This window comes from Nocardia asiatica NBRC 100129 (assembly GCF_000308415.1).
Classification (GTDB): Bacteria; Actinomycetota; Actinomycetes; order Mycobacteriales; family Mycobacteriaceae; genus Nocardia; species Nocardia asiatica.
The window spans coordinates 51,708-63,524 of sequence record NZ_BAFS01000475.1 but is presented as its reverse complement, the minus strand read 5'-3'; the positions used below and the strand labels follow the sequence as shown (position 1 = coordinate 63,524).

Annotated in this window: 8 protein-coding genes; 1 reads left to right on the top strand and 7 read right to left on the bottom strand. The window is 69.5% G+C overall.

Going from position 1 to position 11,817, the window contains the following annotated elements:
- Positions 1-261: 261 nt before the first annotated feature.
- Entirely contained in the window at positions 262-420 is a 159-nt protein-coding gene (locus tag ON27_RS43795; RefSeq protein WP_157227978.1) for a hypothetical protein, read from the bottom strand.
- A gap of 720 nt (positions 421-1,140) precedes the next feature.
- Here ON27_RS43795 and ON27_RS39385 point away from each other — a divergent pair.
- Positions 1,141-2,217 (top strand): baeRF2 domain-containing protein, encoded by a 1,077-nt coding sequence (locus ON27_RS39385; protein ID WP_157227977.1) that lies wholly within the window; start codon positions 1,141-1,143, stop codon positions 2,215-2,217.
- 14 nt (positions 2,218-2,231) lie between these two features.
- Here the strand turns inward: ON27_RS39385 and ON27_RS39380 are convergent, their stop codons facing one another.
- From ON27_RS39380 to ON27_RS39355, 6 genes are all read right to left on the bottom strand, one after another.
- A complete protein-coding gene (locus ON27_RS39380; protein WP_043739300.1) occupies positions 2,232-2,918 on the bottom strand; it encodes a PAS and ANTAR domain-containing protein in 687 nt (228 codons plus the stop codon).
- A 170-nt stretch (positions 2,919-3,088) separates the two neighbouring features.
- On the bottom strand, positions 3,089-4,093 hold the full coding sequence (locus tag ON27_RS39375; RefSeq protein ID WP_043739299.1) for a glycosyltransferase: 1,005 nt from the start codon (positions 4,091-4,093) through the stop codon (positions 3,089-3,091).
- Positions 4,094-4,646: 553 nt separating this feature from the next.
- Positions 4,647-4,901 carry a S1 RNA-binding domain-containing protein gene (locus ON27_RS39370; RefSeq protein WP_043739296.1) on the bottom strand — a complete coding sequence of 85 codons (255 nt, stop codon included), beginning with the start codon at positions 4,899-4,901 and terminating at the stop codon, positions 4,647-4,649.
- 247 nt (positions 4,902-5,148) lie between these two features.
- Positions 5,149-6,750: a carboxylesterase/lipase family protein gene (locus ON27_RS39365; RefSeq protein ID WP_051047596.1), complete on the bottom strand. Its 1,602-nt coding sequence runs from the start codon at positions 6,748-6,750 to the stop codon at positions 5,149-5,151.
- Positions 6,751-7,245: 495 nt separating this feature from the next.
- On the bottom strand, positions 7,246-11,547 hold the full coding sequence (locus ON27_RS39360; protein ID WP_043739293.1) for a type I polyketide synthase: 4,302 nt from the start codon (positions 11,545-11,547) through the stop codon (positions 7,246-7,248).
- Complete coding sequence (locus tag ON27_RS39355; protein WP_043739290.1) at positions 11,544-11,810, bottom strand: acyl carrier protein; 267 nt, start codon at positions 11,808-11,810, stop codon at positions 11,544-11,546. The genes ON27_RS39360 and ON27_RS39355 overlap by 4 nt, the downstream gene beginning before the upstream one ends.
- Positions 11,811-11,817 lie beyond the last annotated feature (7 nt).

Below are 11,817 nucleotides of genomic sequence, written 5' to 3'. Positions count from 1 at the left end.
CCGCGCGAATTCACCCGAACAGCACGGCAGTTCGGAGTGACGTCGCTTTTCGACGAGCGACACAGCGCGGAATGAGTCTTGCACTCCGGACGACACATTCGCGCATTTTCCTGTCGCGAACGGACATACGGGCAGCACGCCGATGAACGTCAACGGCGCGAATTCCGCGCGAAACGTGAGCGTCGAACGTCGTTCACCGGACGACGTTCGACGCCCACCTTCCGCACGTCGCGGTGGGTCGGTGGGACCGCGAACGGCCGGTCAGTTGTGTCGCGGGTTCGCGGTGGGGGTGGGCTGCCGGGTGGTCCGGCGATGGGCCATGACTTCGGCCCACCAGCCACTCAACGGGCTGGGATCGGGCCAGATGATCCGATCTCTTTCTTCGTCGTCCACGACGGGCGCTTCGGGCTTCTCGATCACGATGACATTCCTCTGCGCTGGTGCGCGTAGTCGCGCACATGCTTGCGGAGAGCCCTCGTGTTCGAGCGGCGCCGGTAGTTCACGACAGAGCGCTTCGAATCGGCTGAACATCGAGCAGCGCGGGTTCCTCGCCCCATTTTTATCGGATGACCGCGCTGTCGATCCGATACCTCCAACGTTTACCACAGCTCACCTGTAACAAACCGCTCTTTTCGGTTCACAATGTGGTTACCAAGCGGTCGCTTGCCCAAATAGTCGGCCGCTGAGCTGTAGAAATACCGGATCACGTGCCTTTATTGCACGAAACCGAAAAAGAACGGCGTCCGCGCGCCGCACGGCTCGCGGCGGCGAGTCGCGATCCCCTCGGCCCCACCGCCGCCGAAGCGCCCGCGACTCGACATCCGTCGGCGGCGGGCCCACCGGGCGCCACTCGGCGCGGCAGCGGGCCCGCGAGAACTCACGAGAATTCCTCGCCCGCAACCGGTACGACAATGCGTTGCCCGCGACGCGAAGACGCGCGTGGGCTGCGTCGGCAGATGCGCCCGGCATGATTCGGCTCGAGCCGCCAGGGTACCCGCTCAGCATGGTTCGCCGAACCGAAGCTGTCGGCACGCACGACCGAGTCACCCGGGCGCCGAGGCCCACCACCGGGTCGGTGCCCGATGTTCGCCGAGGATCTTCGACGCGGGCGGCCACGGCCGGGGAAACCAGGTGATCCCGATGGCCGACCTCCGGCGGATCATTCGAAAGCACGGGCCCTTCGCCTCGGTCTGCTTCGACAGTTCCTACGACACCGAGGACGCGGCGCGACGATGCGAGCTGCAATGGCGCTCGATCGACGCCGAACTCGACCGCAGCGGGGCCCGGCCACGGATCCGGCGCCTGCTGGCCCAGGCGATCGAACTGCATCCACCGCCGCACGGGCGGTGCGGCCGGATGCTCATCGCCGACGAGACCGAGGTCCTCGCCGACGAACGCCTGCCGAGACCGCCGGACACCGAAACCGTCCGGGTCTCACCGCTGCCGTACCTGCTGCCGCTGATCGCCCTGCAGGACGAGCAGATACCGCATGTCGTGGCGCTCGTGGACCGGGTGGGCTCGGAACTCTATTCGCTCGACCGGCACGGTGCCGAAGCAGAGGAGTCCCTTCGGAGCGCGGGCCCCCTGATGCCCGACACCCAGCGGGACGACTGGTCCCATCGCACGATCCGGCAGCGCACCACCGACACCACGCGACGGAACATCCGCGAATTCGCGCGAGAACTCGACCGGCTCGCCGACACCGTGCACGCGGAACTCGTCGTGCTCGCCGGAGAGGCCCGATCCCGTGCCGAACTGCGGGCGGAATTCGACGCGAAAGGCCGGGATGTCGTCGAGGCGGAATCCGGGACACTGTCGCCGGGTTCGGATCCGAAGGCGCTCGACGCGGAGGTCCGCGAGATCCTGCACCGCGTGGTCGCGCGGCGGCGCCGCGAGGTGCTGGACCGCTTCGCCGCCGAGATCGGGCGGCCGGACGGCCTGGCGGTGACCGGACTCGCCGCCACCACGACCGCGTTGCGCGCCGCGACAGTGGAACGTCTACTGCTCGACCGCGCCGCCTTGGGCGACCGTCTGGTCTTGGCCGGCACCGCCGCGAACCCGCTGGTCGGGCCGGCCGCGAACAGCTCGGCCGGGGAGATGCGCCGCGCCGACGAAGCGCTGCCGGTGGCCGCCTTGGCGATCGGGGCTCAGATCACCCTGGCCGACGCCGTCGCGGGCCTGCACGACGGTGTCGGCGCTCTGCTGCGCCGCCGCTAGACAGGCCCGCATTCTCACGACTTCGCGACGCGCTCGTGCACCGTCAGCAACATGTGGTCGAAAGCGGTCTGCACCGTGGGCGGAGCCGGTGGCAAGCGGTCGATTTCGGCGATGAGCTGGACGGCCAGGTCGCGCAGCTTCACATTGGTCTCCTGCGAACGCCATTGCAGGACGTGGAAGGCTTGGTCGGCGTTGATCCGGTAGATCCGCATCAGCACGCCTTTGGCCTGCTCGATCACCGCGCGCGCCTCGAAGAGCTTGGGCAGCGTGCCGTCGAGCAGGTCTTGGCGTTCCTCGGCGATGGTGGCCGTCAGGTCGACGTAGTAGCCCGCGGTGCCGACGACCGTGCCGCTGTTGTCGGTCATCGTGTCGCCCAGCACGATGACGTGGTGCGGGACTCCGGCGGTGTCGATGATGCGATGACGGCTGCAGAACGGCTCGGCGTTGCGAACCGCCTTCTCGATCGCCTCGGCGACGTGATCGCGGTCCTCGGGGTGTTGGTGCGCGAGCAGCAACTCCGTCGTCGGCCGCACCGTGTCGGGCGCGTAGCCGTGCATCGCGGCGACCTCGTCCGACCACTCCCACCGCTGATCGGCGAACCAGAAACGGAAGCTTCCCGTGGTCTGGGGTTTCCCCGCGCCGACCACCCTGGCTACGGCCCCCTCGGCCGTGTCCACGATTCGGTCGCCCGATTCGTCCATCGCGTCAGTATGCTCCTACCTGCCGTTTCTCACCGTTGATCACGCGGATCGAAGCAACATCGGACCCGCTGGTCGCCCAGCTCATCCTATTACCGCGGCGGCCGTCCCCGGTCGGCGCCGAGGACGCTCGGCGCCCGCGCCGACCGTCGATCGAACCCGCCACGCCGGTGTCACGACGCCGGACAGAGGTCGTCCGCGTCCAGCTCGCTGATGGCCGCCGCGGCGCGGGCCGCCGCTCCCCGGGTGTGCCACCACTGCCACCGATCCGTATCCAGTTCACGGGCTCGCGCGAGCAGCCAGGGCCAGTCCTCCAGGTCCGGCCGGCGATCGAGGGTGAGCGCCAGGCCGGCGGCGGCCAGTGCGCGCCCGGTCGCCCGCTGCTCGCCGAACGGGCGGTCGGCCGGGATGAGGATGGCCGGTTTGCCCGCGGCGGCGATGTCTGCGACCGCGCTCTGACCGGCGTGCGAGACGATCACGTCGGCTTCGCACAGCTGCGGCCACGGATCGTCCACCCAGTCACCCGAACCGAGACTGCGCCACCGGTATCGGCCGTGCCGTGCGGCGCAGGCGCGGACCATCGCCGCGGTGGACCCGGGTCCGCCCGCTCCGCCGAGCACCAGGACCACCGGGCGCTCGTCCCGCCGCTCCGTCCGGATGTGCGCACGCCCGGCGAAGCGGGTGATACCGCCGACGAAGTGGGTCTTCTCCGCGTACGGGTGCAGCCACAACGGGTCGTAGAGTCCACGCGGCCACGCCGCGATCAACCGGTCGGCGACCCGGTGGAGCAGTTGGTGCGCCGGATCCGTCCGGGTACCCGGCAGCACCATCGTCACGACCGGCACGCCGTGCAGCCGGGCCAGCAGTGCGATCTCCACGGAGCCGTCGACCACCATGGCCTCCGGACGCGCACGGGCGATCCAGGCGGCGACCGCCGCCATCCGAGCCGCGAGCCCGCGGTCATGGCGTGGGGCCCAGTGCAACGTTCCGTTCGCGGTGGGATCGTCGCAGGTCGCGGCGCGATCAGCGGCACGAAGGTGCACCGTGTCGTCGAAAGCCTCGTGCTCGGCCAGCGACAGCGACGACAGTGCGACGACGGGCGCGGCGATGTGCGCGCGAACGCACAGCGCTCGAAGCAGATGCCCGGAGCCGCGGTGATGGATGTAGTAGCCGATCACGCGGGCTCCGGATGAGCCCCGGTCCGGCGATCGCCTGCGGCCGGATCCGGCTCACGAGTGGTGCGTCGGCTCCGGCGTCCCGCCGCGGCACGGATCGGCCCGCCGAGTTCGTGACCGGCATTCCGGATATCGACAGGTCGGACAACCACGGCATCGGACCTTCCACGACGAGGGACGACGTGGCAGTGCTACCCGGGTTATCGCTCAGCAAACATACAGCAATCAGAGCGAGCGCTGAGCCGATTCCGGTCAATTGACCAGTTCGGCGGCGACTCGCACCGGGCTGTCGCGCGTAGGCCAACCGGGAACCGCGTCTCGATCCCGAGAGTCGTAGCGCGTGAGAAGTTCGCGGAAAGGTCAGCACCGACCCGGCCGATGCATCAGAGACGGTCCGCAGCGGTCGACTCGTGCGCCGGATCCCGTCGCACACTGAGCCTGTTGTAGCAATCTCCCCGCTGACCGCAGCGCAGCAGTGGGTGCCATGTCGGGGACAGATAGGCTTGACGATGTGCCGGGGCAGGTGGAGTCTGCCCCGGCACACCCGCGCGAAGCGTTATTCAGCGTGCGCCAAGGCCACTCGCTGCCTCTCGGTGTCGATCTCGAGGATGCGCACCGTGAGCGTGGCGCCGATCTGCGGCTCGGTGGACCACTCGGTTTTGTGCAGCAACCCGTGTACGCCGGGAGCCACTTCAAGGAACGCGCCGAACGGCACGATCTCTACGACGGTGGCCTCGAGCACTCCGCCTCGAGCATGTGCGGCGACGAAGCCAGGCCATCCACTCGAGTGTGGTGTTTCCGCGGGGGACATGTAATCACCTCCTTCCGATGTCCCTGAAGAATCTGGGATTTCGTGAAGAAGGCGGGCGGGCCCCTGGCCCGCCGGATGATCACCGCGCGGCCGGGTAACCGTTCTGTGTGCGGCGCGTCGCCGACCCGGCAGTCATGACGACGACCATAGCCCAGCGCGTCGAGCACAGCAAGATCGCCACGCACACACCGTGCGAGCAGGCGGCCGACACGGTGCGCGGGCCAAAACGCGAGAGCGAGAATGCGATTCAGCGCTCGCGTTCGGACCAGAACGCACAGTGGTGCCGGAGAGCGAAGTCGTCGGTCACGAAGCTTCCGGTCGCCCGCATGGTCAGCGCGGGCCCGTCGGAGTTACGTCCGGTCGATTCCGGCCAGGCGGGCCAATGCGGCGAGCCGGGACCGTTCGGATCGCCGGTGTGCGCGAAAGTGGTCCACCACCGCTGCATCTGTGCGGCGAATGCCGCGGATGCGCCGGTCCACGGAATCGGAACGCGCATGAGGCTGGTGAACAGATAGGGAAGCTCGGCGGAGTGGAAGGCGCCCGGCAGGACCGGATTGTGCGCACCGAACGGCGCTTGGTCGAACTCGTACTGCCACAGCGGGTGCCCGGTATCGCGGGCGGCGCGGCTGGTGAACAGTGCGGGACAGGCGAACAGACCGTCGGTGATCACCGCCGTCTGGGCTGCGGCCGGGGACGGATACCGATCGATCGGGTACGCGGCCAGCACACGGTCGGCGAAGCCGCCGAACGACTGGCGGACGTAACGCTCATAGCTCGCCGCATCGGGAAGATGACCGCGCGCGTAGTCGGATTCGGCTACGAACAGCGCTCCTTCCGCACTGTTGCTTCCGACGATGATCGGTGTCTTGCGGGTGTCCCCCGCCAGTGCGGTGTCGAGCGTGCGGGTGACGACGACGCCGTCGATACTCGGCACCCAGACCGGGGTCGGCCCGTCGAACTGGACGGACGGCGAATCCAGGAGCTTCGCGACGGGCAGCGCGCGAAGGCAGCTCAATCGTGTCGCGGGATCGGCGCATCCGAGGCTTTCCGAATAGTGCTGCGAGCGCGCGAAAGCGTTGTCGCGAGTGCCGGGCACCAGAGGTGATTGTGCGCAGGAGCCGCTTTGGATGATCGCTTTGGCGTACAGGCCGTCGGAGCCGGGTGCGGCGAAATGCGTGCACACGCTGCCACCGCCGGCCGACTCACCGAAGATCGTGACGTTGCCCGGATCGCCGCCGAAGACGTGCGCGTTGTCCCGGACCCACCGCAGGGCGGCCTGCTGGTCCTGGATGCCGACCGTTCCGGTGGCGCCGCCGGACTCGGCCGCCAGTTCGGGCAGCGACAGGAAGCCGAGAGGGCCCAAGCGGTAATTGGGCACGGCCACGATGACGTCACCGTCGGCGACCATCCGGGTGGGCGCGGCGTATTGACTGTTGGATCCGGTGACGTAGCCGCCGCCGTGGAAGAACACCATCACCGGCAGCGGGCGGCCGCGGGCCCCCTCGGGCGTGTACACGTCGATGGTCAGGCAGTCTTCGCTGGTGGGCCCGGTGGTCGGCAGACCGGGCAGATATCCGTTCTGCGGACACTGCGGCCCGTGTTCCCGGGCGGGCCGCACGCCGGACCACGACGGCGCCGGACGTGGCGGCCCGAATCGCGCATCGCCACCGGTGGGTGCGGCGAACGGGATGCCCAGGTATTCGATGATTCCGTCGACGGCGCGGCCGGAGATCTGCCCGCCGGTCACCGCCACGTCCGACGGCGCCGACGCGACCGCGGGCGACGACGGGAACCACAAGCCGGTGGCCGCCGCCAGAGATACCGCGATGCGCGCGATCGAGCGAAACATGGCTGCCCAAACCTCCGATGCGGTCGCTACGGTCGACGGCGAGAAGGCTTCCGGCCTTGCCGCCGTGGTAGCCCGCGGCATCGATCGGCTCGGGCGTGGGGCGCTCCTGAGGAGATCCGGAAGCCGCACACGAAACGAGCCCGATCACCGCTCGAACCCTCACCCGGCGCGGCACCCGCGGCGCTTGTCGGAAAATCCGGTCGAACATGCCCCCTGCAGGGCTCTGACCCACCAATGGCCGCCGTAACCCGCCCTCATCGCCCGACCCGCCCAGCGGCGCCGCGAGCGGCCCCGAACTGGAACGATGGCGTCCCGGACAGATGCTACAGCGACACCGGCACGTCCGAGCACAAGGCGCTCGGCTCGCGCACAGCGGCAACACGGCTCCGCCGCCGTAACCCGGGGACGACCCGGTCGAGGGAGGTCACCGCATACGCCGGACGCCTGCGCGTTCGCGCGGCAACACCCAGGCGTCGGCGGCCGACCTGGCGCGACTCAGCTCTCGGTGAGTTGCGCCAGTTCCTCGGCGAGGATCTTGACGGTGTCGCGGATCTGGTCCTCGGTATGGCAGGCGGTGACGAAGAACCGCAGGCGCGCAAGGTTTTCCGGCACCGCCGGGTACAGGATCGGGTTGACGTTGATGCCGCGGCGCAGCAGCGCGTTCGACAGTTTCAACGTCTTCAGCGAGTCGCCCACGATGCACGGGACGATCGGCGTGTCGTGGCTGTCGCCGGTGTCGATGCCGGCCTCCCTGGCCAATCGCAGGAAAAGCCGTGAGTTGTGGCGTAAGCGCTCCAGCGGCTCACCGTCCGACCGCAACTGCCGGATCGCCGCGGCCGAGGCGGCCGCGTTCATCGGCGTCATGCCGACGCTGTAGACGAATCCGGGAGTCGTGTACTTCAAGAACCGGATCAGTTCCGCGCTGCCCGCCACATACCCACCGCAACCGGCGAGCGCCTTCGACACCGTCCCCGACCACAACTCGACGTCGCCGCGATCGACGCCGAAGTATTCGCCGATGCCGCCGCCGCCCGCGCCGAGCACGCCGACGCTGTGCGCCTCATCGATCATCAACAGCGCCTTGTGCTTCTTCTTCACCGCGATGATGGCGGGCAGATCGGGGATGTCGCCGTCCTGGCTGTACACCCCCTCGATGAGGATCAGCACCCGCCGGTACTGATGACGGATCTCGGTGAGCAGTTCGTCGAGGGCGGCGTGGTCGTTGTGCGGGAACGGACGGCGGGTCGCGCCGGACAGTTTGCAGCCCTGCATGATGCTGTCGTGCGCGAGGCTGTCGTGGATCACCAGGTCCTCCGGCCCGACCAGGTGCCCGATGATCGTGACGTTCGTGGAGTGCCCGCCGACCAGTGCGATGGCGTCCTCGGTGCCGAGCAGGGCCGCGAGTTCGCTCTCCAGTTCGCGATGCACCGGCTTCTCACCGGAGAGGATCCGGCTGGCCGAGCACGAGCTGCCGTAGCGCGCCACCGCGTCCTGGACCGCGGCGATGACGGCGGGATGGCCGGACAGGCCCAGGTAGTTGAAGCTGGAGAAGTTCACCACCGAGGCGCCGTCGACGACGGAGGTGTCCCGCGTGATCCCGTCGTTGATCAGGAAGTAGGGATTGAACACCCCGAGCGTCTCGACGCCGGAGAGCCGGTCGGCGATGGCCCGAACCTCCGCGAAATCGGAGATGCGGTATTCCGGCTCGACAACGGCGGGGCCGGGTGCGCCGATTCCGATCGCCGAGTGAAGGGCGACCTCGTCGGGCACAGACCCACCGAGCTGGGTGGTGACGTACGCGGTGACGTCGCCGAGCGTCGTCGCGGGCGTGATCCGGCCCGGGTCGACGGTCAATCCGGGCAGCGTGCGAACGAGCGCGGCGATCAGGTCGGTCAGCATGAGCGAGTCGAAACCCAATTCGTCGCCCAAGGTTTGGGCTTCGCGCAGCCGATCGACGGGGAATCCGCTCAGTCGCGCCGCTTCCGCGCGAACCACACCGGCGACCGCCGCGGGGGCCATCGGTTCGCGGGCCTCCGCCGCCTGCCCCGCCACGCGCTGCGCGAGGAGATCCTGCGGCGAGACCGTGGTGCCGCCTGCGAGCTGCGGCACGTGGCCGGTAGGTGAGGCGCCGACGAGACCGGCCAGCACGGCGTTCTGCTCACGGAAAAGTGCGATCAATTGGTCCATGGAGGTTTCCTCGGTGTGCGCGGAAGGCGTTCGGGTCGTGGACGGTTCGACCCAGAACCGCTGGTCGGTGGAGAACTCGTATCCGGGCAGCCTGCGGCGGACGCGCTGCGCCGGTTCGTAGAGCCGGTCCCAGTCGGGGCCGACTCCGTCGCGATACAGCGCGGCGATGGTGTCGGCGAGTTCGCCGCCCGTCGCGCCGGGGCCCGGGCTGGGTGTCAGGCAACGGGCGGCCAGATCGGGGCGGGCCCGGCCGACCAGCGCGGTGAGCACACGGCGTGGCCCGATCTCGACGACGTGGCTGGGCTCGGCGGCGAACGCGGCCTGCACGGCGTCGCCGAAGCGCACGGTGGCGCGCACGTGTTCGGTCCAGTACGCCGCGTCCATCGCCTCGTCTTCGCCGAGCAGCCGCCCGTGCACGGTCGAGTAGAGCGGTACGGCGGGCCGGCGGTAGACGCACTCGCGGGCGACGGCCCGGAACTGCTCGAGCATGGGTTCCATCAGCGGACTGTGGAATGCGTGCGAGACGTTCAGCGCCTTGGTCCGCACCCCACGACTCGCGAGCACGTCCCGGATGCGGCTGATCGCCGCTGCCGCGCCGGACAGCACGATCTCGCTCGGGCCGTTGACGGCGGCGAGCGCGACCTGCGGCTGGTCGGCGAGCAGTCCGGCGACGTCGGCGGGGTCTGCCTGCACGGCGAGCATCGCTCCGCCGTCCGGCAATCGCTGCATCAGCCGTCCGCGCGCGACGACGAGCCGGCACGCGTCGTCCAGATCGAACACTCCGGCCACCGCGGCGGCCGTGAGTTCGCCGATGCTGTGCCCGATCACCCAGGCGGGGCGCACCCCGGCGTCGGCGAGCGACTTGGCCAGCGCGTACTCCATCGCGAAGATCGACGGTTGCGCGAGTTCGGTGCGGTCGATCTCGGTGCGCTCGTCGCACATCAGCGCGCGCACGGAGCGACCGAGCTGGGCCGTCATGGCCTGGTCGACCTCTGCCAGCGCGTCCCGGAACAACGTGCTCGCCGCGTCCAGCGCGCGTGCCATTCCGGCGAACTGCGCGCCCTGCCCGGTGAACATCCAGCCGACGCCGATCGGTCCCGCGATCCCGGTTTCCGCGCCGTCGCGCAGCCGCGCGATCGCGGCGTCGCGATCGGCCGCCACGACGGCGAGCCGGGCACGCCCGGACGACTTGACCTGGTTGCTCGTCCAGCACAGTTGCGCGAATCGGTCCTGCGGGGTGGCGGCCAGCACGTCGGCGAGGCGGTGCGCGTTGCGCCGCAATCCTTCCGCGTCGTTCGCCGACAGCGTGAGCACTCCGCCACCGGATGCGGCGGGCGGCTCGGCGACGGGAGCGCTGCCCAGCACGATATGGGCGTTCGTGCCGCCGATGCCGAAGCTGCTGACTCCCCCGTAGCCGGGACCCTCCAGCGGCATCGGTTCGGTGAGCAGGCGCAAACCCTGCTGGGCCATGCGCAGTCGCGGGTTCTCCTGCTCGGCGAACCTCGACGGCGGGACGACTCCGTGCCGCAAGCTCAGGGCGACCTTGATCAGGCCCGCGACGCCCGCGGCGCCCTCGGTGTGGCCGAGATTGCCTTTGATCGAACCGATCGCGCAGGGCCGCCGCCGATCTCGCCCGTGCAGCCGCCCCAGCGCGTTGACCTCGATCATGTCGCCGAGCACGGTCCCGGTGCCGTGCGCCTCGAGGAAGTCCACCTCGTCGGGCCGCACCCCGGCGCGCTCGCACGCCTGGCCGATCACCTGCTGCTGCGCCCACCGGTTCGGTGCCGTGATGCCGTTGCTGCGCCCGTCCGAATTCACCGCGCTGCCCTTGATCACCGCGTAGATCGGCAACCCCGCCGCCTCCGCGTCGGCCAGCCGCCGCAGCACCAGCATCGCGACACCCTCGCCGCGCACGATCCCGTCGGCGTTGCCGCTGAACGGCTTGCACCGCGCGTCCGGCGCGGAAAGTCCGGCCTGGGTGTAGAAGACTCCGACGGCGGGGGTGAGCACGAGGTTGACGCCACCGGCGATCGCCTGATCGCATTCCCCGGAAGCCAGTGCCCCGCAGGCGAGGTGGATCGCGACCAATGACGACGAGCAGGCCGTGTCGACCGCGACACTCGGTCCTCTGAGGTCGAATTGGTAGGACAGCCGGTTGGCGGTCATGAAGTATCCGTTGCCGGAGCCGTGCTGCGGCGTGATGGCGGCATAGTCGCTCATCTGCAGGTTGGCCCATTCGTTCGCCATCACGCCGACGTAGACGCCCGTGCGGGAACCGGCTTGGGCGCGCGGATCCAGCGTGGCGTCCTCGAAGGCCCGCCAGGTGGCCTGCAGCAGCAACCGCTGCTGCGGATCCATCGTTTCGGCTTCGCGTGGGGCGATGCCGAAGAACTCGGCGTCGAAGGCGTCGGCGTCGTCGAGGAAACCTCCGCTGCGGGTGTTGATCGTGCCGGGCGCACCGGCCGGGTCGTGGAAATCAGCGGCGTTCCAGCGGCTCGCCGGAACGTCGGAGATCGCGTCTCGTCCGTCGATCAGCAGCCGCCACAGCGCGGCCGGATCGGGTGCTTGCGGGAACCGGCAGTCGAGGCCGACGAGAGCGATGTCGGTCATGCGGCGAGGGCGTGTTCGGCGGCGATGTACGCGGCGATGTCGGCGATGGTCGGGTAGTCGAACACCAGGACCGGGTCGACCTCGAGCGACCAGCGGTCCTCGATCTCGCCGCACAGGTTCACCGCGGACACGGAGTCCAGGCCCAGCTCGGCGAGCGGGACGACCGGGTCCACGTGCGAGGGTGCGCGTTCGGTGTAGTCTGCCACGCGCTCGATGAGCCACTCCTGGATCGCGGTCGGGCGAACAACGGTCGTGCTGAACATGTTTCGG